Raw genomic sequence first — 25,368 nt, 5'->3', positions numbered from 1 at the left:
GAATTACATCCGCATCGCGCTCACCAACAGCCATCAGTCGGTTGGCTTTGGCATTCAAACTCGGCTCACTCGAAGGCGAACGGTGGACAAAGCCTTTCCCGGCAAAGTCATCGGTGGCCATGGTTGCTGCAACCCTTGTGCGGATCTGTCAGTTCGTGCTCAACTTACGTTGCCATTCCGATCATGGGGCGGGCACTTCAGCCTGCTCCAACGCACCGTCCCCGACGTGCGCGTTCATCGGAGGCAGTGGAATGGCCAGGCCTACCAGGAGGTGACACCCGCCCAGAAAATCTAGGTTGAACCGCTGACGGGGGCATCAAGTTTCCCCAGACGCTGAAAAAGCCGGGCTGGAATCCCGGCTTCTTCGGTGCGGCACCTGGCCGCTAATTGCTTACTTCACCCTTGAGAGGGAGACATGCTTATTTCAGCGCGCTTCCGGCACGATGTCAACCCCTGCTTTGCATCCTGGCCTCCGACCCCATCGCGGGCTGCAGGCCCCGATGGCTGGTGGAGACGGCCGTGACCCCGCCGTCGGTCCCGACGAAAGGGCCACTGCCCGTCAATGACGCGCCCTACACGATGGTGCTTTATCAAGATCCGAAGACCGGGCAGCGCGTACGAACCCGTCTCACACCTGAGGTTTCGCGCGTGTCATTTGAGCTATGCAGGCCTATCCGGAGTTTCCCGGCCTACCGTGGTCGCCGTTCCCATCAAGGCAAGTACTGGTTCTCGCGTTCACAAGGCCATGTCAGTTTTGAGTCGCGGTTCGAGATGACTGCCCTGATGACGGTCGACTTTCGGGGCGACGCAATCGCGGTCAGCTCCAACCCGTTCTGGCTGCTGTGGCCGAAGGGCCAGACGCACCACCGGCACGCCCCGGACTTTTTCATCCGACGACGCGACGGATCGGCTCTCGTTGTCGACGTCAAGCCGGCAGATCGTCTCCGCGAGAAGGATCGGCTCCAGCATCAACGCACCCGCGGCGTGTGTCGCGAGTTGGGCTGGGGCTACGAAGAATTCACTACGATGGACCCGACGGAAGAACGCAACCTACGGCTGCTATGCGCCTACCACCATCCGCGGTTCGCGCCGTCAGCAGAAGCGCGATCCGCTATCACGGTCTGCGTGAATCGATCGGGGCGAAACGGCATGCAGTTCGGCGAGCTGATCGACAACGCTTCGGACGGAGCTGAATTAGACGAAAGCCATCTCATCTGCAGCACGTACCACATGATCTGGAACAGAGAGATTCACGTCGACCTGGCCCGCCCGCTGACCTGGACCACGGTGATCACCTCGTGATCGAACTGCATATCGGCGACATCATCGAACTCCGTGGCCAGAGCTGGCATATCCGCGACAGCGACGGACTGGCCCTTCGACTCAAATGTCTCGATGACGGCAGCGACCTGACCTTGCCGGTAGCGATGTTGCTCTGCGACGATTCCTTCGTCGGTCCCGACGCCTCTGGACCAAGCATCGCCGATCAGAGGCTGCTCGACCTCGCCACCGACGAACAGCGACGAGATGCCCAGTTCTGGTATGAGCACCTCTCCGGTATCAAACACGCCATGGAACAGCCGGCTCAAAGACAAGCCACTCCGGGTACCCCGATCGCGACTGTACAAGAACGACTTTCGGACAAGCGTGCCGAGTTAAGAACCCTGGGGCGGCAGGTCTCCATGACCACTATGTGGCGTAAGTGGCAACGCTTCAACACTGCGGGCCTGCTCGGATGTATCGATCAGCGCGGCATGCCGGGTCACGTCCGTCTGTCTGGGGTGCACGAGCGTGTGATCATCGTCCTGGAGATGGTGAAGGCGCACTACGTAGACAAGTCGACGCCTACCAAGAAGCAGATCCTCGAAATCGCACAGCGTCGCCTTCGTGACGACAACGTGCCGGTGCCGTGCAGGTCGTCGATGTACGCCTTACTGGCTGCACTTGACCGCGGTGAACATACCACCGGCGATGCGACATCGCGCCGCAGTCACGCGAACAGCCCCGACCGACCGTTCTCGAAGATCGTCGCCTTGTATCCAGGCGAAGAAGTGCAGCTCGACTCAACACCACTTGACGCAATGGCCTTACTGCCCGATGGTCAACCATGCCGAATCGATTTGGCTGCCGGCATCGACGTCGCGACACTGAGCATCACTGCGGCAATTCTTCGCCCGAACGCCTGCAAAACCGTTGATGCTATTGAACTCTGGGCCAACTCCTGCATCCCGCAACAGATGTTGCCAGGCTGGATCGAAAATATGACCGTCGCACGAAGCTACCTGTCGGACAGGCTATCCCCTCAGATCGATCTCGACAGGGCACTCGAGAACAAGCCCATCATCGATGTGCGGGGTGTCGTAGTTGACCGTGGCAAGATCTTTGTCTCGAAAGCCTTCGAAAAGGCAACCGAACTTCGGGGAGTGCACCCGCGCGTCGCTGCTCCGCACCAGCCCACCGCCAAGCCTCATATCGAACGCTTGCTCAAGACGATCGGCGACGACTTTGTCCGATGGATCCCGGGATACAAGGGACGCTCGGTCAGCCACCGGGGCCGAAAACCCGAGAAGGACACTGTGTGGCCGCTGTTTGTACTTCAGGCGCTGCTCGACGAATGGGTCATCACGGTGTATCAGAACCGTCCCCACTCAGGGCTTCACCTGACGGCGGCCCCGCGGATGGAGCTCTCTCCCAATGCCATGTATCGAGCGATGTCGGAGATGGCACCAACTCCAGTACGGACGATGACACGCGACGATTGGATCTCCCTGAAACCACACGCGTTTCGCCGTATTAACCGCTACGGCGTCAACTTGGAGAACCTCGTGTACAACTCCGACTCGCCGCGCTTTCACCAGATGCGACGAACGAAATCGTTGAATTCCAAGCAGAATGGCAAGTGGGAGGTGCGCTATGACCCCACCAACCTGATGCAGATCTGGGTGCGAGACGAATCCCTAGTCTTCGACTCACAGGGTCAGCGCAAAGTCGAAGACAATGGCTGGATGGAGTGCCGCTGGGTTCTGGCCGACTATGCGACCATTCCATTCGGGATCGACATGGTGAAAGCGATTCGTCGGGACATGAGTAAGAAACCAACCGACAAAGAAGTGCTCAGGCGCGCGGAGCAGATTCATCGTCAATTGCTCGGCGGCCCATCGGAACCGAAACCTCGACCGGTTTCCCGTGCCGAAGCGTCGGCCGGGCGCGCCAACCTCGCGCGACAAGAGCTCAGCGCCGGCCCTCCCGCTGAGGTCGTTGCGCCCGGACGAAACGACGACACTCCGGTCGAGCCGGTTGTTCAGTCTACGGTCGGACCAGTTGAGCCCATGCGTCCGATGCGTCTGTCGGAAGGGTGGTGAACCTTGGCATCACCGACAACCCGCGAAGAGTGGCGTGAATACTGCACCTACGAGCCCACCCCGGACTCGCAGCGACCCTCGTTGAGTGCGGACGAGATCAAGGCTCTCGGCACCGTCGAGCGGTCGGCGTATAACGAACGCCGCATCGACTACCTGAATGAGGAACGTGTGTTTCCCACCCGGGATCTCACCCGCATCCTCAACCACGCACGACGACTGCTTCGCCGATCACGAGCCAAGAAGTTCGTAGCCCGGCCAGGTATCCGAGTATCCGGGGAACCCAGGACCGGCAAGACCACCGATGTGATGGCCGCCGGCAAGCGACTTGACGCAGAGATACGACGGACTTGCGGTAGGGAGAACGACTTGTCCTTCCTGCCCGTCGTCTACACCACGATCGCTACGGCTACAACGACGAACAAACTCTGGGTGCGCCTCGCCGACTTCGTCGGTGCGCGCGAGCTGCGAGGTAGCAATGCCGATGAGCGACTCGTGGACCTGGCGCGACTGCTGAAGAGCCTCGGCACCAAGTTCGTCATCCTCGATGATGTCCAACGCCTCAACACCGATCGCGCCGCGGGCGCCGAAGTCGCCGACAACATCAAGACTTTCGCCGAGAACCTTGATGCAACGATGCTCTTCGCAGGAATTTCGTTGGAGACCGCTCCCCTGTTCAGCGGCGAGAACGGAGAACAGTGGCGCAAACGGACCCGGCCCATCAACCTGAGCAACTACTCGCTCTCGAACGACGCCGACCACAAGGAGTGGGTGCAGCTCGTCGCATCCATCGAACGCATTCTTCCGCTCCCTCTGCATGAACACGGAATGCTCGAACGCCATGCGGACTACCTCTACCACCGCACCGGCGGCTCAATCGCATCCTTGAGCGATCTGATCATCGATGCAGCCACCGACGCCATCGACTTCGGTACCGAAGCCATCACGTTAGACCTCCTCGACTCGATTGCTATCGACGACGTCGATCCAGGGGCGGCCCGCTGATGCCGCTTCGTGCCGAACAGTCATCGACAGTCCCGGAGGGTGTCCGCCGCGGCCGTCAACGACTTCCCGTGCCCGTCTCTCCGATATGTTCGGAGACGTTGAACAGCTATCTCCAGCGGGTAACGGAGCAGAACCTCTTGCGACCCGGCTGGCTGTCTCAGCTCTCCCGACAGCCCCACTTCGTTGCGGACCTCGTTGAGCTCACCGGTTTGACGGAACGAGGGTTGGTAGCGGCGCTTCCGGAACTCCGAACTCCGCATGCAATCAAGCGATGGCCGCACCTGGTCGGCCACGTCTCGAAGCGGGCGGGGATCCGATCCGCATGCAGACACTGCGCTGCCGCGCAAACTCAAAGTCGAAGCCACGCAGTGACGGTCTTTGCCAGCCATGAACAGGTGCTCTGCGCCATACACCAGCAATGGACAGGAAGTTCTGAACTGAAATGCGATGCCCAGGAACAATTTTCAGCCCGACTCTGTCCTGACATCGCACGCGCACACCGCCAGCACCGTAGTCTCATTCGACGCTGGGGGCGCGGCCCCACATACTCCGGCTTCACCGCCGCCGTCACCTGCTTCTCCTTGTGGTCGGGCTGGCCGGCTGTCTCTCGTGCGCCTGATATCCAGCAACGCAGGCGACGGCTCGGTGGGCTCGAGGAAGCACCGTCCATGCTTCCACGACAAGCCGCGGCCTGGTACCCCAGTGCGGTGGCGCTGACCGACGTCATCATCTCGCTGCGGCACGAAGCGGCGGAGGGACGGCATTCCCCCGCCGCGACCGTCATTGCAGAGGGCCTCGTTCGACTGCAAAACATCGTTCCCGGCCTATCGCCGAGTGGTGCGTCTGATTCCTTCCGGCAGGCAGTGTTGGGTGAACTGCACACTCCCCCAGATGAAGTCGAAGTCGTACCGAGCAACCGATCACGTGAATCCCAGCGGTACAGAAAGAACGATGGTGGCAATGTCAAGCCGAACCTGTGAGGAGCCCGCTACCCCAATCGGATCGCTCTGCACTGAATGGGAGTTGTACCAAGGCATCGCATCCCGCGTCGTCTACACACCCGACCGGTTCCCCGCCGGATGCACGGCTGGAGTCCGCATCAGCGCGATTCAGGTTGAAGACGGCAGCTTTGAGACTGCTGCCGACGTTCCCCACATCTACCTCGAGTTCCACCCTGATTCTGGACTCACCATTGAGAACGCGCGGGCTCTCGCGCTCGTCCTCACCGAGTCCGCCGCTCAGCTCGAAAGTTGGATCGAGATGTTCGGTGCCGTCGCCGATCCTGGTGCCGAACGTTGATCGATCCTTCGCTGCCGCGCATCAGCATCACCGAACTACGCCGACATTTCAGCCGGTTCATCAGCGAAGCCGAACAAGGGCGGACTTTCGTGATCACCCGGCGGGGGCGCGACGTTGCCGTGCTGGCTCCGGCCCGGCGATTCGCCGACGAAGAATCCCTTGCGTCAGCGATATGCCGTTCGGTAGAGGAGCAATGATCGACCGTGGAAATCCGCTGCACCCCTTCACACTCTTCGGAATGGCGCTACCTCGCGAGAGGCTCACCTGACTCGGATAAGCGTCGATGTCAGGGCGTGGCGAGGAAAACCGGCGGGGTCTCATCGGTGTACAGCACGATCTGGATCCGGTCCTGCACGCTCGTTCGCTCAGGGCTGTTCGGATCTCCTGTGATACCAGTGAAGAAGGTGTCGAGGACATCTTCCCGAGTGGCAGGCTTCGCAGCTGGGCTCCACCAGTAAATAATGAGCTCGCTCAGTGGCCTCCCGTCGACGGGCCCGCGATTGAGCGCCTCGTAAACGCGTCGCCACCACCAGCCGTCCGATTCGCCAAGAGAGCACCCGAAGATAATGAACAGTCGAGTGTCGGAAAATAGGTGACCGTACTCGATACGGTTCATCGCCCAGTACGGCTTCATAAGTTCCCGGTGGGGATCTGTGCCCTGGTTGAAGCTGTCCGGCGCGTCGATCCCGAACAGAAGCGACCGCGGAATTGCCTGCTGTCCGTGAGGATGGATGACCTCGCTGCGGACGTAACTGGACCAACTGGTGTTGTCGTTCCAGCCTCCGCTCGGATGGCCTGTTGGGTTGGGCCAGAACCAGAAATTCCGGTCCGCATACGTGTGCGCTTGCGGCTGGAACTGCTGGGCGTCACGAAAGGCGTAGTCATCGAGTAGAGGCGTGTAATTGAAGTTAACGAATAGGAAGTTGAAGAGGTCGTAGTGTTGCGTCTCTGCGGGGAAGGCAAAAGACTCGAAGTTCGCGGACATTGTGGCGACGTCTCCGACGAATCTCGCCAAGGATTCCACGGCCAAAGAGCCCTCTGCGGAATCCTTCCCGACCCGGGCGAGTAGGTCAGGTGGTGCGACGAGTTCCAGGTATTCCGAGAATGCCCCCTGGATGGCAAGTGTTGACGCGTAGACGTTTTGGACCCGCTGGTAGCTGCCGTAACTGCCGATGAGTTTCCCGATGGCTGCTTCGACGTCGCTCCAGTTTCCCTCGCCTTTCGCCTTAGCGGCGGCCATCTGCTGGACCACCAGATTTGAGGAGTCGAAGTCGCGAGCGGCGAGGTAGTGATAGAACGCCGGATAGCGGGGAGAGAACCGGGACTCGTAGCGCCGTGTGATTTGAATATCGAAGCCGTTGCCCACCAGCACCATGATGTTGTGCTGGCGCCTTAGGTCCGAGTACTCGGCAGACGTAAACTCGCGATACCCCACGCCTGGCCCCGCCCATCTCTCACGTTCGAGCCGTCCGCGTTCTTGCTCGCCGGCTTCCCCACGGGGATTTTAGGGCCCGCGCGGCCAGATGCTGACACTGCCAGATGGGTCTGCTGCTCACAGGTGAGGAATTTCAGCGAGCAGACCTTAGGAATTTCGGTGAGCGGGACCATGGACAACTCAGCGAAGAATCTTCCTCGACCAGTTGAGAGCTCGCAGGTCACGGCACCCGCACTCTCAATCAGTTCGGGATCGGACACTTGTCCGATCCCGAACTTCTTAATGGTGATGCGGGAAAACGTGAGAGCTATCCGATTTCGGTCGATGGGTCGACAGGCGTGCCTAATCGTCGCGGGTGATGGTGGCCTTCGCTGGCGGTTCGGAACTGGCGCCCTAGGGCGAGCAGAAAATTCGCAGCTGAGCGCTGCACTGGGCGACGGTGCTCCACGCAGTTTGCAGCAGCGCGTAGATCTGGATCACTTCGTCGGCGGGGTCGGGTTTGTGGAGTTCGGCTCGAACCTCCTCTATCGACATCCCTGCCCCGAGGACGATCCACACTTCTTTCTGGGCGGTGGGATCGGTGATGATGTCGCGGGCACGCTGCCACATCTGGTCGGGAGTCAGCGGAACGGGAGTTCGGAGGCGGTCCAGGCCCGGGTTAGCGTTGCGCGACGGCCAGGGGTCACCCCAGTAGTTCATCGGCGGTCGAGTCTGCGTCGACGGCAACAGGTACGCCAGGTTCTTGATGGCCTGCGCGACGACCTCGTGGAAGACTGTGGCCGAACGCTTGGCTCCATCGCCGAACTTGGCGTGGATGAACGCGATCCGGTCTGGCTGCATGGCGATGAAGTCGCATGGCTCGGTTTGCATGTCGGTGCATACCAGCGTCTCGAGGCGATCGAAGTGTGATGACATCTGGTGGATCTGGGCGCGCTGGCGCTGTGTTCCGGCCAGTTTGTCGATGACCGCGAAGACCGATTTCGGGTGCCACCGGCCGCTGGCCGGTTTGCCTTTCTCGGCGATGACGCCTTTGAGTTCGTCCATGCCCGTGATCGCGTTTAGCAGCCGCAGTCCGGCGCGGTCGGTGTGCGGGTCGGGCACCGCGATGAACTGGCCGTTGACGTAGATGCTGCCCGCGGTGTGCGGCACGATCCGCAACCGCTGTTCGCTGTTTATCACCGACGTCAGTTCGCGTCCGGTGTCATCTCGAAACTCGAGGCTCTTCAGTGCCTGTGATTCGAAGTGGTACCGATCCACCGCGGCGTCCCATCGCACGGTGGCAGCGATCGGGGTGCCGTCGACCTCAAGGGTCACCCGCTCATCGCGGACCGTGGCGGCGACGCCGTCGAAGTCGAGCGACTCGTCACCCGAGGCGTCGCTGAACCGAGTGAACTCGGATCCGTCGACGTCGAGCAGCAGGTGGCGTGCGGTCGGATCCGCCGGCACCGCGGTGGCGTCGGCGTAGCGGGCCAGCGTCGTCGTGGCGGTCGCGGTTTTGGCGTCGAGGCGTCGATCAATGGTGTCGACCCACTGGCGGAACTGTTCGAAGGTCAGCCGCTGGCGGCGGCCGTCTCGGATTCGTGACCTGCTCATGCCCACATACCGTCGGGTTCGGGCCCCCAACGGCGAGTTCGGGGTGTATCCCTCGGCGATGTTGCAGACGTAGGCGTAGTCGGTGAGATCGGGTGCCACGTCCTCGATCGAGGCCGCACGCAGTGTCCGCGACCGGATGGCCCGTCTGCCGATGTCGGTGTTGTCCAGAGACACGCTGGTCAGTCGCGCATCCTCATCGAGCAGCAGCGACAGCACCGACCGCGACTCCTGGGCCAGCTTCAGTTTGGCGATGGCGTCCGGTATCTGGTTGTGGCTGTCGAAGACGAATACCCGACGGTCAGTCAGCCGCACGACGGTGAAGCCGAGCGTCCCCTCCAGAAAGAGGCCGGTGAGCAATGCGCTCGAGTTGCCGATCCCGACGTATCCGACGACCACGGTCTGTGCATCGGGGAACATCGGTCGCTGCACGGTCAGGCCCACCAGCTTGTAGTCCTCGACGATCGCGGCACCAAGTTCAGTGCTCGACAACTGCGGGGTCGTTGGTGACTTGAAGACACGCGCTGCGGGTTGATAGGCGAACTGACGCCAAAGGTCGGCGTCGCCAAGGTCGATGGGTGCCCGGAACTGGCTGTCGTAGTAGGCGGCGACTGGTTGGACGTCAAGCAGGCATTGAGTGAAATCTGGTGTCGTCGCCGTCGATTCGCCTTCGTGGCGATCAAAGTGCAGGTAACGGTCCCAGATCTGCTCGACATCGAAATCGGGACGGGACAGCACCCACGCGGTCTTGGGGGTCGGGGCGGGACGGCGCAGAACACGACCGATCTGCTGGACTACCGCACGGTCGCTGTTGAGCCGATCGTGGAAGGCCACCACCCGAAACGTAGGGTCATCGATTCCCTCCAGCAGTTTGAACTGGTGCACCCAGTACTGTGCGTTGCTGTCTTCGGGAGCTGGTACGCGGTCCAGGAGATGGTCGTCGCCGCTGTTGGTGAAGTTCTCGTGAATGCCGACCGCTGACTGTCCGCGATGCAGGAGTGTGGCCACACACGCGCGGATCTCGTCGGCAGTTGCGCATCGGATGATGACGCGTGCGGCGCCGAGGCGTTTATCGGCCACGAATGCGACGACGTCATCGACGAACTGTTCGGTGCTGCCGTCGGCGATGGTGGCGAAGCGTGGTTCACGCAGCCGGCCATCGGTGACGGCCTGGTGGTGGCGATACCAGAATCGGTGTTCCGGATCGGCCTCGAAATGCAGTTCGTCGTTGCGGTACGGGGTGGCGGTGAACAGCATCACCGGCAGCCCCAATGACCGCAACGCGGCGGACCATTCGGGCGACGGCTCATAGTGGCCCTCGTCGACGAGTACGGCCTCGAATCCGGCGAAGCATGCGTGACGGCGAGCCTGGTCTGCGCCGAATTCGGCGTCGATGCTCAGCAGCTTCTGGAACGTGCCGACGAACACCGTGGGGGTCGTCGTCGCCGGCACCTCATCGATGTGCGACGCGGTGGGCAGTTCGCGCACTTCCGGAAATGACGACGGTCTTCCCACGCCGAGCGTGCGCCACAACCCGCCGTCGAGCGCACGCCGAACCTGGCGCACCAACGATCGCCTCGGCACAATGACCAGCCAGTGCCGACGCCGTCTGCGGCTGTCGATGACGCCAGCGATGACTGCCGTCTTGCCGGCACCCATCGGCATCGTGACTAGACCTGCCCCCTGCGGTGAGCGTGGCTGGGAGACAAGGTACTTCGTCATCACGTTGACCGCTTCGCGCTGGTGCGGCCACAGGGCGCGGGCCAATGTTGTGGGCGGGGTCATGTGGCCGCTCGCACGTAGCGCAAATCTATCGCTCCGGCATGGGCGAGGTTCCGTGCGAGCTGGTCTTCATAGGTGGTGACCAGCAGCTGGCGCGTGTGGTCTCCGGCGGCGGCCATCAGTGATGCCGCGAGACGCCGATTGCGTGGATCGAGGTGCTCCAAGGGCTCGTCAAGCCATAAGAAGGACGCTTTCGTGCAGGCCTCGAGCACGAGCAACCGGGTGGCCAGTAGGGCAATGACCTTTTCCCCGCTGGAGAAGTGGTCGAATTCGATGCGGTGCGCTCCATGCAGCAGTACGAGCCGGCCGTCGTGTTGGAGTCGCAATTCGCCGCGATTGACGAACACCCGCTTCCAGCGGTGGGTGATTTCGGTGACCAACGGGTCGATGCGTTCGGTCAGCACGGCATCGGCGGTACGGGCCATCACTTGTGCGGCGATATTGGCCACCGCTTCGCGGCGATGGGCAAGTTGCGACCGGCGCCGCAGAGTCGCGGTGGACTCCTCGTCGTTGATGAGTTGCGCGAGCTGGTCGCGGCGCACCCGCGCTTCAGCAACCTTGTTCACCCAACGCGCCTCGGAAGCGAGGGCCTCCTCCAATTGTTCGGCCGCGGCAACCATGTCGGCGTCCGAGGGCGCACTTGCCGGTTGCGCGGGTATGTGAAGTTGCGCAGCCCGGCTGATCAGCGCACGGATGGTCTGTAGACGCTGGGTGTGCTCGGTGACCGCCGCGCGCAGTTCGGCCTCGCGCTGCTCAAGGCGCGCCGTCGACTGCTCGTGGCCGGCGGTGGCGGCCGCCACGTCATCGGGATCCAGCGGGCGCCGGCACACCGGACATTCGCCGCCGGCCTCGTCGAGCTCGTGGGCGGCGGCGCGGGCTGCGGTCAGTTGGGCGCTCACTGCGACCAGTTCGCTGCGGTGGGTGTCGAGTTGCTGCGTCGCGGCTGTTTCTGCCAGGCCAAGTTCGGTCTGTGTCTGGGCGAATAAATCTCCAGTGCCACCGCCGGTCCGGGCAATCGAGGTCTCGGTGGGCGGCGGCTGGGCGGGACCAGCCGCCTCGCCGCCGCCCACCATCTGCATCTCGGTACGGATCTGTTCGAGCTGGCCATAGTCGCGATCGGCTTGTTGTTTGGCGGTGTGGGCTGCGTGCAGCCCGTCGATGACTGCTCGGGTGGCGACGGCTCCTTCAGCGGCGTGTGCGCGGCCTTGTTCGGCTTCGGCTAGGGCTTCGTCCAACTCGGTGAGCTGCTCGTAGAGCGTGGTGAGGTCCGCTGCGGCGCGGCGGTCATGCTGTCGATACCGCTTGGCCTCGGCGTCGGCGGCAGCGTGTGCGCGGGCCAGTGCCTGGGCGGCGGCTTGGAGGTCGTCAACACCGAAGACGTGGCACAAGTGTTGGTGCAGTTGAGAAAGCCCCAGAGAGTGATCGGCCACCGCGGTGCTGGGGAGCAGGGTGGTGCGGGCCAAGAAGCTCTGTGATGCTCCGAACGCGTCGGCCATCACAGCTGCCAACCCGTCTTCATCGAGGTCGGTGTCACCGAGGGCGGCGTGCAGCGTTTCAGTGCGGCCGTCAAGTGTGCGCTGCACCGTGGCCAGTCGCCCGTCGGGTAGCTCCAGGTCCACTTCGACGCGCAGCGGATCCTGGCCGAAGCGGCGCGCGGCGGCGGCATCCACCCCTGACAGCGGGCCGTAGAGGCCCCACCCGACTGCTTGGATCAGCGATGTCTTGCCGATGCCATTGTCCGCCACGACGAAGGTGACACCAGCATCGAGTTTGAGGGTGAGCCGGTCAAAAGCGCGCCAACCCTCGACACGCAGTTCTCGGATCATGCAGCCTCCCGCACAATGGCATTCAGTGCGGCGGCGACCTGTTCATCATCGACTTCCGGGGCGCGGCTGAGTTCCTCCACCAGTCGGGTGAACGCCTCAGCGGACCCTTTCAAAGTTTGATAGGCCGCTTTCTTATCGCCGCGGTAGGCGCGGCGAGTTTCGGCTTCGAGCACCAAGCGCGATTCCCGCGACGCCAATGCGGCGACATCGAGGGGCTCTTGGAGATCGATGTCGAGACGGTACGGCTCCCACGTCGGTGCCGCCGCTTCCAGCATCCGCCGTAGGGCCTGCTGGGCGGTGAGCACCGGCAACCAGGGGACACTCAGATCGACCGACGGAGCCACCACCACGGTCGCCAGATCGCTGGGTGTCAACAGCTGAGTCAATAGCTCGGCGGATCCATCGGCGATGACACCGACGTAGGCGAGGTCGGCATCGTCGAACAGCTTCTGAACCTCAGCGCGCAGACCCGTGCTGATCTCGGGTTCGTCGCCGTCGACAGGAAAGAACACCGCCCGCAGATCCAGGTAAGACACCTTCACCGCGGAGCCCACGACATCGTCGGGCTCGACGCGGATGACGGTGCGGTCGTCGATGCCGTCCAGCATCGTGGCGATCCGTTCCAGGCGGGCTCGGTGACGATCCGCCCCCAAGCGCGCACCGCTGCGGTCGGTGCCGCGGCGGTCGCTGCGGTCGGTGCCCCGGCGGTCGGTGGGCTCCGCGTCTGCGTGGGCGCCGCGCAGCGCGGATTCAAACTCGGTGCCCACCAGCAATTCTTCGAAGTGCGGTGTTGAGCTGTCTAGGTCGCTGCCCTGGCCGGCGAGCACGGTGTTGATCACCGCGATCGCGTCGGCGCTGTCGTCCTCAGCAAGGTCGTCGAACGCCGGGCGTGGGCCGGCGCCTTCAAGGAAATCTAGATAGGCCGCGACAGCGCGCTCGACCGTACTCAATTCCGGTTTCTCGCGGTCGTCACCGCTCGGCGTCACTGTGGCGTTGCGGTCTGTGTCGTCGGTGTTCATGGTTGCTTCCGTTCAACGAAGTAACTAGCGAATTTCGGGTCCCGACTTGCCTGGTCCCGCAGCGTCAGCAATGTCTGGGTGAGAATCTGTCCGACCCGCTGACCCGTCATGTTCAGTTCCCGGCCGATCTCCGCCCGAGTACGTCCGTTCATGACCAGCTCCACCACGATGGTGCGCGCCGGCTCGGGCAGCGCCCTGAACAGCGGGCGCAATGCAACGAACTGTTCATGGTGTTCATAGGCTTGCTCTGGGTTGTCCCACCACGCGGTTGCTGGTGCGCTTGTGTGCTCGCTGAGCGCCTCATTGAAGGCGCTGACGCTGATCTGGTCGGGCTCGTCGGCTGGAGCGTCGCGTCGACGCCGACCTCGGGTCGCTCGCCGCAGCGCATCAACGGCCCGTGCACGCGCGATCTGCATGCTCAGGGCCTCCCAGTTAGGAGCTTCCTGGTGTTTAAGTAATGCCACCAGCGCTTCCTGCAGTACGTCTCGGGCGGACTCGCCGCCGCTGAGCAGTCGCTCTTCGCCGAGTTGGCTCGCACGCCCGAACAGGGTGCGCTGAATGGCAACCTCCATGGTGCCGACAATCTTCTGCAGCCGCGCCGGATCGGCCAGCAGCGGATGCTGCGGGCGGTTGTGGTCTTCATCGGCCGATCCGGCGTCAGCGGGTTGGTTCATAGTCTTGCCCCACTGTCGACGCTCACGCGGAAAGTGAAAGCGCCCACGCCGGGCCGGTCCGAAAAACCTGTATTTTGCCCTCGGAGCCGGGCAACGACACGTCGGTAGATAGCGGCGATCGATGCCCGCGGGGCAGCCAGCCGGTCACAGATGAAGCCGGCGCTGCGCGCGCCGGATCCGGCCCGCGTGCAGCTGGTATCGCACGTTGTCGAATATGCGTGACAGCCGCAGACCCCTGTCAAGGTGTCGACTATCGTGGCGGCGACGCTCGTCCTGAGCGGCCCGATGTGGCCCGGTCAGCCGCAGCCCGTCATCGCCGCGGCCACGTTGTGCCTCCACCGGACAGCCGGGGCTGCTGCGGGCGTCCAGGGATTCGAGGGTGTGGGTGCTCAACACGTACTGCAGGGGCCCGGGTTCGCCGAGTCCGCCAGGAGCGACGTTGAGGCTCACGTACTGCGCCAGCAACGACGCCGCGGCGCTGACCGACAACACTGAGACGTTGGCGGAGGTGTTCTGAGCGTCCGTCCCCGCGCGGGGGCCGCGCAACCCGTCGATGTAGGCCGGATCATCAAGGTCACCGGAGCGGTCTGCCGCCACAGCGCCAAGGTCGAGTTGACCGTTGCAACTCATGCAGGGACGCCCTGGGCGCAACACATGAGAGCGCCATGTCGCGTTGCGCATCCCGGTGCCGTCGTCGAAGGTGTCGATGGCGATGCCACCGTCGATGACAGGGATGTAGTCGCTGTGGGCAACCAGGTTGAGCACCGCCCGCGGCCACGGCCGGTCCACGCAACAGAAGATCTGGTCAAAATCTAAGGCAGCGGCCAGGCCGTCGGGCTCGCATATGCTGATGTCCCATGCGTCCACGGTGATCGTGGGGCTGGTCGCGTTGTCTGCGACCAGGCGTCGGGCCACCTCAATCTTGCTGCGCCGCAACCTCGCATCTACGGCCGTGACTCCAATGAGGCGATCGAGGTTGTGCGCCTCGACAGTGTCGAAATCCATCAATCCGATGCGGGTGAGCCCGGTGGCTGCCAATCGGACAGCGACATCGAGGCCCACGCTGCCCAGGCCAACGACAAGCACTGAGCGACGCGCCAGATCGGCGTGGCGGCGCGCACCCCAACTTGTCACTGAGCGGATATTGGCTGGGCCTGACCGCGGCGGAGCCACCCGGGTGTCGTCCCAGGACACCCGCAACTGGTCGCCGACGACCCTGACGTTCTCGCATCGCGAGGGCGCAACATCGTCTGCCACGCCCTGATCCCAGTGGCGGGCCGACCACGCGCCGTCCCGGCCGGCGAGGGTCATACCGACCAGCGGGAGCCCCGTGATGTCGCGCGCCAGATTGGCGTAGGCGCGTTCGGCGTCGTAGTCGGGCAGGCTCATCTGCTGCCAGCCCCTCCCGCGGGGATGGCTGTGCAGTATTACCAAACCCTCGCCTTGTTCAGCGGCTCGAGTGGCGACACGCCACACGTAGTCGCCGGTGATGGTGGCGTTGCCGTGGACGTCGCGGTCGCCGGGTTCCGGGAGATCCACCTGCTGGAGTAACGCTGTACGACGCCGCGCACCGGTTGAGGGCCGGTAGGTCGCCAGGCACAGATCCTCCTGGCCGTCGGCGCGGAGGAGGTGGTTGCGCAGCGCGTCATCCACATCCGCCGTCAGGGCCACCGAGGTGCGCTCGGTCATCGTCGAAGCTGCCGCGCGCCGCTCCCGCGGAATCATGCCGCCTGCCCCAGCACGCCACGAACATGGGCCAACCAGGCCTGGCCGGGGTCGGGGTCTAGGCCCCAGTCGAACACCTGCCGGGAGTGTCGGATCCACCCGGGGACCGCCGAGTCTTGGCTGTTGGTGTGCTCGAAGACCACCGTGGCGGGCAGGTGAATCCAATGCGGTGGCGCGATGGGCCACCCTGCCAGTTCGGCGATTTCCACGCCGGTCTCGATGACTGCGCCGGCCTGCGGGCCGCTGATGACGTCCACCGTGTAGACGATCAGCGGCCCGCGGCGCTGCGGCCGGGCACCCGACGCCTCCAGCCCGGCGGTAAACGCGTCCGCAGGATCAGCCATCATGCGACGTCGGCGCGCTGCCGGATCGATACATACCGGTCGCCCGGACGGATCTCGACGATCTCTCGATCACGAAACCTGCTCTGATTCTCCTTCTGGCCGTGCAGGCGACCCAGGTCATAGCGGACCGGGTCCAGCCCCGCCAGCCGCAACAGATCAGCGGCCGGTTGGCGGCGCACTGTCGTGCTGAACGGCTTGCCGTCGATGGTGAAATCGATCTGCTTACGCAACGCGGTGACCTTCTGCTGGCCGTCGTCGGGATTGGGCATATCTACCTCCAGTGGTGTGTGACCCGAGGGTCGTTCGCTCGTACACCCCCTTGTCGACGCCGACATCCCGACTGAAAGTCGCCGCGCACCGCGAAGCCGGCAATAGCCACCCCCAGATTCGTGGGACAGGACCGCCGCCCCGAGAAAAAGCACGGAATCACTGGTGACCTCCCTGGTCCGAACCCCCAGTTCTGTAGCAGCATCTGACGTGGATGAACGTAGAGCTCATGGTCGAAAGGGCCTGGGTCACAACGGCCCCGGGTGCCGTGCAGCACTGCGCGAAGGATTGCATCCAGTAAACAGTGTCGGCATCAACGCGAACATCGCGGCTTCGCCCCACTGCACCAGTGCGTGCGCTCACCCGGCGTCATCGACACCGAAGGTGTCGTCAACCATCCATTGCGCGCAAAGTCGGCCGGCATTCGGCGTCCCACGAAGTCGGCGGCGATGGGGAAGGTCATCGCGGGCCCTGACGGGTCAGATCGAGGACCGATCCTGGGGGGGGGTAGCTCGACTGCGGTAAGCCTGACGGCGGCTGATGGCACGCGCTGAGCGCATGCTCGCGCGGTTCTAGTCAGCCGGCAGCCGGTAGTCGGCGGCCAGGTCGGAGACAATGTCCGCGACTCCCTTCGGATAGTTGCGCAACCGCTTCGGGTCCGGCTGCGGCCCGATGGACTGCGCCTCGAAGAGAGACACCGCCGCTTCCGTCATGCGCAGAGCGTTTCCGAACGCGTCGAGCGTGACCGCCAACAGGCCCGAGTCGTCTAGCTCGTGATTGTCAAACACGTACCCCGCCAGCCACTTAAAGCCGTGCACGAATCCCGATCCGAGCGAATAGAAGGCCTTGGCGCTGCGCGGATGCATCACCCTGTCGAGGTTAGGGTCTAGCTTGCGCGGCAGGCGATTGTCCATCCAAACTTCAGCATTCTCAACAAATTTCATCGGTCCCCCAGTCGGCCCGATGATCGCATCCGGAGGTAGCAGCGCTAGCTTGGCGTGACGTTCAACCTCGCGAGCGCGACGCTTCTCAAACTCGGCCAGGTCCGCCTCAGCCATCGGATCGTTGCGCGCCTCCAGAGCTGCGGCCTCCAGCTTCTCAAACCCCTCCTGCTGACCACGCTCACCCTTGAGGAACCCATAGCAGCGGCGAATCCGTTCGTCGGTATCCGTCTCGCCGATAAGCCAAATGGTCTTGGCTGACGATTCCATCGCAATGCGGCACAGCGCGGCCGTCGCTGATGTGCGCATCTGTCCCTGAGTCAGAGCGAACGCGATCACTTCGGCTGCCGCCGTGAGGCTCTCGCTCGCGTTCATCGTTGGATATAACGCGGTTGAACTGACAAGAGTCTTCTCGCCCTCAAGCGTGACCGCAGCGTCGTCGTGGGCGAGTCGACTCTGCGGATGCGGCCGATTGGGCTGTAATCCCCACGACAGGAATGCTTTTGCGTGTGCGGCGCGTTCGCCGATTAACGCGATGAACATGGAACGGAGCAGTTTCCGCGCGTCCTCGGGGTACTTCGCCTTGAGCTTTTCCCAGTCGACCTCAGAGAAGTCCGGCCGTGGAGTCGGTGCCCCTCGCGGCGGCTTAGGCGGCAACTTGACGCCGAACTCGGCTGCCTCTCGTTCGTTTCGAGCGTCGCTCTCCTGACGGCGCCGAGCCTCCCGCTCTCGCCTCTGTGCCGTCGTCTGCCTGTTCCTCTTTCCCTTCCCCACCCGGTCCCCCCTCCGTATCGGCTCACAAGCACGCGAAACTCACGATAGGACCATGTACCGACAGGCTGCGAAAATGATTGCACCAACGCGCGACGGCTGACCACGGCGATCTCCTGGTACTGGTTGGCGGTCGCTGCACGGCGTGGGTGGACGTCGGCAGGACCGGTGTCCTCACGCGGGGCCCGCGGCGGTGACGCCGCAGCGACGGGTTGGCCGTACTCCCGCGCGCGAGTGGCTGGACCGTGAGTCCGGCACCAATTGCGGCCGGTCAAGCCACTGCGAAGCCAACAAACCACGACGAATAGCACGCTTCGTCGATCCCGGGCGAACAGGGCGCCCCAACCAAGAGGGAAATCGACAATGCGGCGTAACCGGGCAACGGATCCGCCCCGCCTGCGCGGCCAGGATGTAGAACGAGACGATCACCAGGACGACCACCAACCCGGTGAGAGTCTGAGCCCGCAGGGTGCGTAGACCGGCGGGACTGGTCGGGCCGAAGGTGCCGTCGAAGGCGCGCAGGTGATCGTGAACGATCAATAGGACGCCAACCCGCCTCGGCAAGCGGGTGTCCGACACTCTCACGTCTTTGCGGATTCTGTCCGGCACTCTCATGTTTCCGTGGACATATCAACAAAATGTCGTCCAGAACCAGTTGAGAACTACCAGTTCAGCGACATGCTTCACTCTCAAAATATCTAGGATCGGACACGTGTCGCTCAGTCTGCCTCTGGGTGATCTCCAACTCTCACTCAACGGCCACCGCCTCAGGGCCGTCGGCCCCGGGCAGTCGCCACGCAGACTGAGCGCAATGTGCCCTTCCACCGGTGGCGCGTGATCGACGCCGCGTGCTTGCCGACTGCGACTGCATGATGGCTACGCACCTCCACCAAGGGTCCGCGCGATCCCTATTCGTCACTGTGACGAATTAGGGTGCTTCCGCGAGCCCACTGCGATTCGCCGCCGGGCCGATGAAATCCATCCCGGCGGTGATAGCTGGACGGTGGCGAAGGATGCGGTAGTGCGCCAGGCGGCCGAGCCCGCGGGTGGTCAGCAAGCGAGCGCCTGTCCACACTGTGGCCAACCGCTGGCTGGCGGCATACGGGCTGTCTGGGTCGTCAGGGTCATGGATGAGAAGTAACGGCGGGTGGTTGATGCGGCGGCCGATCCTGGCCATGTTCGTTTCTTCCAGCGGCATGCCGATCCGTTTCTCCAGACGGCGGTGCAGGCCGGCCCGGATCCGGCGGCCGAACCCGTGGCGCGCGGCGAACAGGTCCAGATACAGCGGAAAATCGGTCATGGGAGCCAGGAACACCAGCCGTCCGACGCTGGCGCCCCGCGCGATGGCCAATGCTGTGGCGTTTGCGCCGAGCGAATGAGCGACCACCGCATGAGCAGGGCCATGCGCTTTGATCATGGCCGCGATCGCGTCGGCGCACTCGATTGCCGTGGTGCGCCCAGGAGCGAGCTCACCAGGATCGGATGCATTGTGGCTGGGTAAGTCGAATGCAATGGCCCGATATCCAGCCTCCACCAAGGGCTTGACGAACACCGCCAAATGCGCGCGCTGTCCACCCCAGCCGTGCACCAAGTACACCGGTGGACCCTCGCCCCATTCTTCGCCGACAACCCGATGCCCATTCCAGTAGGCGTCAATCGGTGTACCCGGGCCAACGCCGGGCGGCATGCGCAGACTCGACTCAAGGACCGGTGGTGTGCACCACAACTCGACTGCCCACCGCGATCCCACCCAGGGCGCCAACCGCTCGAGCGCCCAGAAAGCACGGCGCACCCGGGTCTCGACTGGAGGAAGTACGCCGGAGCCGACAGGGTCGAGCGGCGGAATGCCGTTCGCCTGGCCTTGCCCCGACGTCGCTCCAGAAGCCTCTTCAGTCACCAAGCCATCATGGCACGCGTCTACCCCACCGCTTTCGGCCTTGTGTCGCGTGGACGGTCAAGCGCAGACGCACCGATAAACGTCACAGTGACGAATCCTGGTAGCCATCGCCCTGTCGCCTCGAATTATGCTGCAGCCGCGCCAGATTGCACATGGTTGATAAGGTGCTCACCCAACTCCCACCCTGAGCCAATTGCTGTTGCGTCATGGGACAAGAGAGTGATCCGGTTCCAATCCTATTCCGTCACAACAAGATGCCCACCTCCGCGGCGCGCGTATACCGGGCTGTCAATACGTCCGTGTTCCAGACGCTGGTTCAACCCACGTCGGAGCAGTGAGCGGCAGGCCGCGTCGGCAGCCCAGGCCTTACACCGCGTTCCGCCTGAGGCGTTCGCTGAGTCACCGGTCGATGTCCACCTGCAATGAGGTAGCCAACTACTTGCTCCCCAAGCGCCTGGGTCGCCTGATACTGGCGGCGTGAGCCCGACTCGAATTCATCAAGGGAGCGCTGTGAACACCAACAATCAGCAGATCACCGCATCGACAACCGTGGTCACCCATGACTGACGCCGCGCCGACGAACGAAGGAACCCGTGACCCTCATGTGGACCCTCCACTCAAGCCGCCCGACGCGACAGCATCCGCCAGTGGGCAACCAGCGCGAAGTCGGGCGCCACGCTCCAACGAGTTCTGGTTGGCGATTGCGGGCATTGCCGCCACAGTGCTCGTCGGCGCTACCGCCAGCGTGTTGGCCTACCGCACGTCGAGTAATCAGATTCGGGCCGACACAGACCGGATGGTTGTTCAGTTCCTGAGGGACGAGCGCATGGCCGCTTACGTTGATTTCCTCACGACGGTAACGGATCTGACCGAAGCCGAGTTCGAGTACATTCATCAAATGCAGAGCGTCGACAACTTCGACATCGACGCTTTGGTCGACAAGACTGCTCATTACAGGGATCAGTCGATCAAGTATCGACAAGCTTCGGCGAAAGTCGAACTTGTTGGTACTCAAGACGTGAGGACAGCTCACGGCGAGATTGTCAGACAGCACAACGAGATCATGGATGAGATTCAGGTGCTGGCCCTTGATATCGCCAAAGCGGGCAGCCCACGCAACTTTTCCTGGAGGGTCGCCCACGCGCGCGACTCGGTGAGCAAGTCTCAGCGCGATGATGAAGGTCTGCGCAGCAGGTTTATCGCGGCCGCACAAGAGGACTTGGGGTTCACAGGTTGAGCGCCGCCCTCCCCTATGTGCTGATCCCATCGAAACTTTGAGGCTGCGCCGTCATGCGGGAGCCGCAACCGTGACCATCCGTCACGGTTGCCGGGCTGCTGAACGCCACACGGGCGACCACACATTGGCGCCACCTGGATGCGCCGGCGACGCGGCACCTTGCGGCGATCATCGAGCACGAGTCGATCTACACCCGCGATGGCGTCGTACGGACGTCGGCCCCGGCGGCAGCCGGGATCGACCTTGCGCTGGCGTTGGTCAGCGAAGACCATGGCGCCGCTGTCAGTGCGGAAACGGTCCCGGTACGTTCCCGGCGAGACCCCGAGCTTGCGGCGCGAGGCCGTCGTTGCTGACCGTCATCTCGACCTAGGACACGCTGTCATCGGCCAGGAGGTCGTCGATCAGCTTCCCGACGTCGGCCCCACTGGCCGCGGCGAGCATCCCGGCCCTGCCGATCGGGAACGAGTTGAGCATCCGCCCGATGTCCACCCCGTCGGGCATGACGGCCGCCGCACTCGAGGTGTCGCCCATCACTTCAGCGACCGCGGCCTGCAACTTGGGGCCGGCAATGGGATGGGCGAGCACCTCACCGATGGTCGAGTTTCGTGAAAGTGGCAGTGACACTGGGTCTCCTGTGATCTCCACGGTGAGCGATGTGCGGATGTCGCGGCTCGAAGCGGCCACGTCCAGGCTGTAGGTGCCGCCTTCGACGATCCATGCATCGACTCGGGTGTCCCAGTAGGCGAGGTCTTCACGACGGACAGGCAACAGCACCTCTCGCCTTTCGCCGGGTTCGAGGGCAACCGACGCGAACGCCTTCAACTCATGTGGTGGGCGCTGGATCGTGCTCTCCGGCACGGAGGTGTAGACCTGCACGATCTCGCGACCTGAGACGGCACCGGAATTGGTCACCGAGACCCGGATCTCGATGTCTCCGTCGGCGTTCACCACGGCTGCACCGTCGCTGTAGTCGAATGTCGTGTAGGACAATCCGTGACCGAACGGGAACGCGACATCGAGGCCGCGGGCGTCATACCAGCGGTAGCCGACGAACAACCCCTCGCCGTAGCGGACGTGGGAGTGCTCGCCGGGGAAGTCGAGGTAGGCGGGGCTGTCCGACAACCGCAGCGGAATGGTCTCGGTGAGTTTGGCCGACGGGTTCACCTCTCCGAAAAGGACGTCGGCGACGGCGCCACCACCGGCCTGACCGAGTAGCCACCCTTCGAGAATCGCGGGCACCGTCTCGGCGAACGGGACGGCCACGACGCCACCGTTGGACAACACCACGACCGTGTTCGGGTTGGCATCGAGTACCGCGTCGAGCACCGCAAGCTGCTCGGCCGGCAGATCGATATCGTCGCGGTCGTAGCCTTCTGATTCCAGCGCTGCGGGCAATCCCAGGAAGACGACAGCGACATCCGCCCGGGCGGCGGCAGCGGCAGCGTCCTCGCGCAATCCGTCGGCGCCGTCCGAACTGTCGATGGTGAATCCCTGCGCATACGTGACCTGTCCGGTGGCCAGTGAGCGGATCTCGTCTAGGGCGTTGTCCAGGCGGGTTGGTTTGATCAACGACGAACCCGCGCCCTGATACCGCGGTTGGGCAGCGAAAGCGCCGATCACCGCGATATCGGCGTCCTTGTCCAAGGGCAGGACAGCGCCATCGTTCTTCAGCAGGACGATCGACCGGCCGGCGGCTTCCCGCGCCAGCAGGTGGTGTGCATCGACGTCCAGCGGCCCGGGAGCCGGGTCGGCCGGCTGAGCCCGGCGCACCAGGGCGAGCACCCGTGCCGCCGAGGCGTCCACCACCGACTCGTCGAGAAGTCCGTTTTCGACGGCGGCGACGATCCGGGCATCGGTGACACCGTTGGACGACGGCATCTCCAGATCCAAGCCCGCCGCGATGCCGGCCACCCGGTCGTCGACGGCGCCCCAGTCGGAGACGACGAGACCGCCGAAACCCCACTCGTCACGCAGCACCGTGGTCAGCAGCCAGGGGTCCTCCGAGGCGTACACACCGTTGATGCGGTTGTAGGAGCACATGACCGTCCATGGCTGCGCCTCCTGGACCACCCGCTGGAACCCGCGAAGGTAGATTTCGCGCAACGGACGGGGATCGACGTTGGCGCTCACGCGCATGCGGTCGGTCTCCTGGTTGTTGGCCGCGAAATGCTTGAGCGAGGCGCCGACACCCTGAGACTGGATGCCTGACACCATGGCGGCGCCGAGAACCCCTGCGATCAACGGATCTTCGGAGAGGTATTCGAAGTTGCGGCCGCACAGTGGTGACCGTTTGATGTTGACGCCGGGGCCGAGCAGGACCCCGACGTTCTCGATGGCCGCCTCTACCCCCAGCGCCCGGCCCACCCGCTCGACCAGTTCGACGTCCCAGGAGGACCCGAGGCCTACCGCAGGCGGAAAGCACGTGGCGGGCACGCTGTCACCGAGTCCGAGGTGATCGCCGCCCTCGCGTTGCTTGCGCAGTCCGTGTGGCCCGTCGGTGAGCATGATGGACGGAACGCCAAGGCGGTCAATCGGTTTCGTGTACCAGAAGCTGGCGCCGCTGGTGAGCGAGGCTTTCTCCTCGAGGGTCAGCTCGGCGACGCTCACATCGTCACTATCCACGGTCTCACACCCATCGTTCGATCGACTATCTACCGAATGGTAGATTACCCGGTGTTGCTGAGGCGCAACCCTGTGAAAGGAGTCACGGTGGCATCGCAGACGCCTACGTCCCGCCCCGCGCGCACCCGACTGGCCCCGGAGGCGCGCCGCCACCAGATCGTTGCCGAGGCGACCAGGCTCATTTCCCGCTCCGGGTTCAATGCCGTCTCGTTGGCGGACATCGCGGAAGCCTGCGATATCCGCAAATCCTCGGTACTGCATTACTTTCCGACCATGACCGATCTGCTGACCGCGGTGCTGGCGCAGCGCGACCGCGACGAATACGAATCGGCTGCCGTCACCAGTGCTCCGGTGAGCCGGGCACAGCTGCGGGCACATCTGCGCCTGGTGGTCGAACGGAACCTGGCGATGCGGGAGATCGTCACGTTGTTCACCGTCCTGGGCGTCGAAGCCATCGATCCGCAGCACCCGGCCCACGGTTACTTCGCCGAGCGCACCCGCACCGCACTGGACACCATCAGCGGTCTTCTCGACTGGAAACCCGACCCGCCACTCGCCGCCCGCCAGCTCCTCGCGTTCTGGCAGGGCCTCGAGGCGTTGTGGATCGCCGACCCGCAGACGGATTTCCTCCAGGTCTGGGATTCCTTCTGCGACGACTTCTTCCGCTAGCGTCGCGACCCGACGGTGTGAGTACGAAGGCACCACACTGCGCGGTCACCTCGGATTGGCGCGCCCGCACTGATGAGGGTGCCGTGGCATGCTTGGGTGGCAGCCAAACGAGGGAGTCTCGAGTCGCGATGTGGAACTCATTCGACACCGGCGGAACTGTCGGTGTCTCAGCACAAATCGTCACCTACCCCAGCGGCGGCGAGGACATCCACGCCTACGTCGCCCAGCCGGTCTCGTCGGAAGGGCCGCGGCCGGGCATCGTGTTGATCCATCATCTGCCGGGCTGGGACGAGTTCTACCAGGAATTCGCCGAGCGGTTGGGCCGCCACGGCTACACCGTGATCGCTCCTGACCTGTACTGCCGGGCCGGGCATTCCACCCCCGATGACGTTGCGGCCAAAGTGCGCAGCGAGGGTGGTGCTGCCGACGACCAGGTGGTCGCCGATCTGGCCGCGGCGCGCGCCTGGCTGCTGGACCAGCCGACCAGCAACGGCAAGGTCGGCATCATGGGAAGCTGCTCCGGCGGCAGGCACGCCGTCCTGACGGCGTCCCTGGTTCCCGGCTTCGACGCCGTGGTCGACCTGTGGGGCGGGGCCGTGGTGGCCGGGCCCGATCAACTCAACGACAAGAGGCCGGTCGCGCCGATCGATTACACCGCGGATCTGCAGGCGCCGCTGCTGGGCATCTTCGGCAACGACGATCAGAGCCCCTCGCCGCAACAGGTCGACATCCACGAGGCCGAATTGCGGAGGCTGAACAAGGATTTCGAGTTCCACCGGTACGACGGTGCCGGCCACGGTTTCTTCTACTACCACACGCCGCGGTATCGGCCCGAGCAGACCATGGACGCGTGGGCGAAACTCTTCACTTTCCTCGACCATCGACTCGCGGCCTGAATCAAGGAGT

20 protein-coding genes are annotated in these 25,368 nt (G+C 63.7%); 9 read left to right on the top strand and 11 right to left on the bottom strand.

Annotated elements, in window-relative coordinates; genetic code table 11:
* The first annotated feature begins 519 nt into the window (after positions 1-519).
* The 6 genes from NL241_RS17665 to NL241_RS17640 all read left to right on the top strand — a co-directional run bounded on the left by NL241_RS17665 (position 520) and on the right by NL241_RS17640 (position 5,860).
* Positions 520-1,302 (top strand): TnsA-like heteromeric transposase endonuclease subunit, encoded by a 783-nt coding sequence (locus NL241_RS17665; protein WP_494394564.1) that lies wholly within the window; start codon positions 520-522, stop codon positions 1,300-1,302.
* Positions 1,299-3,362, top strand: a complete 2,064-nt coding sequence (locus NL241_RS17660) for a Mu transposase C-terminal domain-containing protein (RefSeq protein WP_494394563.1) — start codon at positions 1,299-1,301, stop codon at positions 3,360-3,362. Before NL241_RS17665 ends, NL241_RS17660 begins: the two co-directional genes overlap by 4 nt.
* 3 nt (positions 3,363-3,365) lie before the next feature.
* Complete coding sequence (locus tag NL241_RS17655) at positions 3,366-4,364, top strand: TniB family NTP-binding protein (protein WP_079629195.1); 999 nt, start codon at positions 3,366-3,368, stop codon at positions 4,362-4,364.
* 707 nt (positions 4,365-5,071) lie between these two features.
* Positions 5,072-5,344: a hypothetical protein gene (locus NL241_RS17650; RefSeq protein WP_494394562.1), complete on the top strand. Its 273-nt coding sequence runs from the start codon at positions 5,072-5,074 to the stop codon at positions 5,342-5,344.
* Positions 5,325-5,663 (top strand): hypothetical protein, encoded by a 339-nt coding sequence (locus NL241_RS17645; RefSeq protein WP_494398458.1) that lies wholly within the window; start codon positions 5,325-5,327, stop codon positions 5,661-5,663. The genes NL241_RS17650 and NL241_RS17645 overlap by 20 nt, the downstream gene beginning before the upstream one ends.
* Positions 5,615-5,860 carry a type II toxin-antitoxin system Phd/YefM family antitoxin gene (locus NL241_RS17640; protein ID WP_112558602.1) on the top strand — a complete coding sequence of 82 codons (246 nt, stop codon included), beginning with the start codon at positions 5,615-5,617 and terminating at the stop codon, positions 5,858-5,860. Before NL241_RS17645 ends, NL241_RS17640 begins: the two co-directional genes overlap by 49 nt.
* A gap of 89 nt (positions 5,861-5,949) precedes the next feature.
* Here NL241_RS17640 and NL241_RS17635 read toward each other — a convergent pair whose 3' ends face one another.
* The 10 genes from NL241_RS17635 to NL241_RS17590 all read right to left on the bottom strand — a co-directional run bounded on the left by NL241_RS17635 (position 5,950) and on the right by NL241_RS17590 (position 19,934).
* Complete coding sequence (locus NL241_RS17635) at positions 5,950-7,098, bottom strand: AbiH family protein (RefSeq protein WP_494394561.1); 1,149 nt, start codon at positions 7,096-7,098, stop codon at positions 5,950-5,952.
* 393 nt (positions 7,099-7,491) lie between these two features.
* Positions 7,492-10,473: a DEAD/DEAH box helicase gene (locus NL241_RS17630; protein WP_494394560.1), complete on the bottom strand. Its 2,982-nt coding sequence runs from the start codon at positions 10,471-10,473 to the stop codon at positions 7,492-7,494.
* Entirely contained in the window at positions 10,470-12,296 is a 1,827-nt protein-coding gene (locus tag NL241_RS17625) for an ATP-binding protein (RefSeq protein ID WP_494394559.1), read from the bottom strand. The genes NL241_RS17630 and NL241_RS17625 overlap by 4 nt, the downstream gene beginning before the upstream one ends.
* Positions 12,293-13,315: a hypothetical protein gene (locus tag NL241_RS17620; RefSeq protein ID WP_494394558.1), complete on the bottom strand. Its 1,023-nt coding sequence runs from the start codon at positions 13,313-13,315 to the stop codon at positions 12,293-12,295. The genes NL241_RS17625 and NL241_RS17620 overlap by 4 nt, the downstream gene beginning before the upstream one ends.
* A complete protein-coding gene (locus tag NL241_RS17615) occupies positions 13,312-13,989 on the bottom strand; it encodes a sigma-70 family RNA polymerase sigma factor (protein ID WP_494394557.1) in 678 nt (225 codons plus the stop codon). Before NL241_RS17615 ends, NL241_RS17620 begins: the two co-directional genes overlap by 4 nt.
* Before the next feature lie 144 nt (positions 13,990-14,133).
* A complete protein-coding gene (locus NL241_RS17610; RefSeq protein WP_494394556.1) occupies positions 14,134-15,678 on the bottom strand; it encodes a ThiF family adenylyltransferase in 1,545 nt (514 codons plus the stop codon).
* Positions 15,679-15,710: 32 nt separating this feature from the next.
* Positions 15,711-16,058, bottom strand: coding sequence for a hypothetical protein (locus NL241_RS17605; protein ID WP_318983883.1), 348 nt, complete (start codon positions 16,056-16,058; stop codon positions 15,711-15,713).
* Entirely contained in the window at positions 16,058-16,327 is a 270-nt protein-coding gene (locus tag NL241_RS17600) for a hypothetical protein (protein WP_318983882.1), read from the bottom strand. Before NL241_RS17600 ends, NL241_RS17605 begins: the two co-directional genes overlap by 1 nt.
* Before the next feature lie 570 nt (positions 16,328-16,897).
* The gene (locus NL241_RS17595; protein ID WP_494394555.1) at positions 16,898-17,809 is read right to left on the bottom strand and encodes a hypothetical protein; all 912 of its coding nucleotides are present in this window, start codon (positions 17,807-17,809) and stop codon (positions 16,898-16,900) included.
* A 1,156-nt stretch (positions 17,810-18,965) separates the two neighbouring features.
* A complete protein-coding gene (locus tag NL241_RS17590; protein ID WP_494394554.1) occupies positions 18,966-19,934 on the bottom strand; it encodes an alpha/beta fold hydrolase in 969 nt (322 codons plus the stop codon).
* A 559-nt stretch (positions 19,935-20,493) separates the two neighbouring features.
* Here NL241_RS17590 and NL241_RS17585 point away from each other — a divergent pair.
* Complete coding sequence (locus NL241_RS17585) at positions 20,494-21,171, top strand: hypothetical protein (protein ID WP_487694668.1); 678 nt, start codon at positions 20,494-20,496, stop codon at positions 21,169-21,171.
* 366 nt (positions 21,172-21,537) lie between these two features.
* On the opposite strand, the gene NL241_RS17580 is transcribed toward NL241_RS17585, so the two are convergent.
* Positions 21,538-23,793: a glycoside hydrolase family 3 C-terminal domain-containing protein gene (locus NL241_RS17580; RefSeq protein WP_494398222.1), complete on the bottom strand. Its 2,256-nt coding sequence runs from the start codon at positions 23,791-23,793 to the stop codon at positions 21,538-21,540.
* An 87-nt stretch (positions 23,794-23,880) separates the two neighbouring features.
* Between NL241_RS17580 and NL241_RS17575 the strand changes: the two genes are divergently transcribed.
* Positions 23,881-24,462, top strand: a complete 582-nt coding sequence (locus NL241_RS17575; RefSeq protein WP_487694665.1) for a TetR/AcrR family transcriptional regulator — start codon at positions 23,881-23,883, stop codon at positions 24,460-24,462.
* Between the two features lie 128 nt (positions 24,463-24,590).
* Positions 24,591-25,358: a dienelactone hydrolase family protein gene (locus NL241_RS17570; RefSeq protein WP_494398221.1), complete on the top strand. Its 768-nt coding sequence runs from the start codon at positions 24,591-24,593 to the stop codon at positions 25,356-25,358.
* Positions 25,359-25,368: the final 10 nt, after the last annotated feature.

It is taken from the genome of Mycolicibacterium sp. SMGY-1XX, from assembly GCF_059132455.1.
This window is presented reverse-complemented; position numbering and strand designations above follow the sequence as displayed.

Excerpts from the sequence above, each read along its gene's own strand:
- NL241_RS17645 (WP_494398458.1), top strand. The coding sequence starts at position 5,325 with ATGTCAAGCCGAACCTGTGAGGAGCCCGCTACCCCAATCGGATCGCTC.
- NL241_RS17630 (WP_494394560.1), bottom strand. The coding sequence starts at position 10,473 with ATGACCCCGCCCACAACATTGGCCCGCGCCCTGTGGCCGCACCAGCGC.
- NL241_RS17625 (WP_494394559.1), bottom strand. The coding sequence starts at position 12,296 with ATGATCCGAGAACTGCGTGTCGAGGGTTGGCGCGCTTTTGACCGGCTC.
- NL241_RS17620 (WP_494394558.1), bottom strand. The coding sequence starts at position 13,315 with ATGAACACCGACGACACAGACCGCAACGCCACAGTGACGCCGAGCGGT.
- NL241_RS17615 (WP_494394557.1), bottom strand. The coding sequence starts at position 13,989 with ATGAACCAACCCGCTGACGCCGGATCGGCCGATGAAGACCACAACCGC.
- NL241_RS17610 (WP_494394556.1), bottom strand. The coding sequence starts at position 15,678 with ATGACCGAGCGCACCTCGGTGGCCCTGACGGCGGATGTGGATGACGCG.
- NL241_RS17605 (WP_318983883.1), bottom strand. The coding sequence starts at position 16,058 with ATGGCTGATCCTGCGGACGCGTTTACCGCCGGGCTGGAGGCGTCGGGT.
- NL241_RS17600 (WP_318983882.1), bottom strand. The coding sequence starts at position 16,327 with ATGCCCAATCCCGACGACGGCCAGCAGAAGGTCACCGCGTTGCGTAAG.
- NL241_RS17595 (WP_494394555.1), bottom strand. The coding sequence starts at position 17,809 with ATGTTCATCGCGTTAATCGGCGAACGCGCCGCACACGCAAAAGCATTC.
- NL241_RS17585 (WP_487694668.1), top strand. The coding sequence starts at position 20,494 with ATGACTGACGCCGCGCCGACGAACGAAGGAACCCGTGACCCTCATGTG.
- NL241_RS17570 (WP_494398221.1), top strand. The coding sequence starts at position 24,591 with ATGTGGAACTCATTCGACACCGGCGGAACTGTCGGTGTCTCAGCACAA.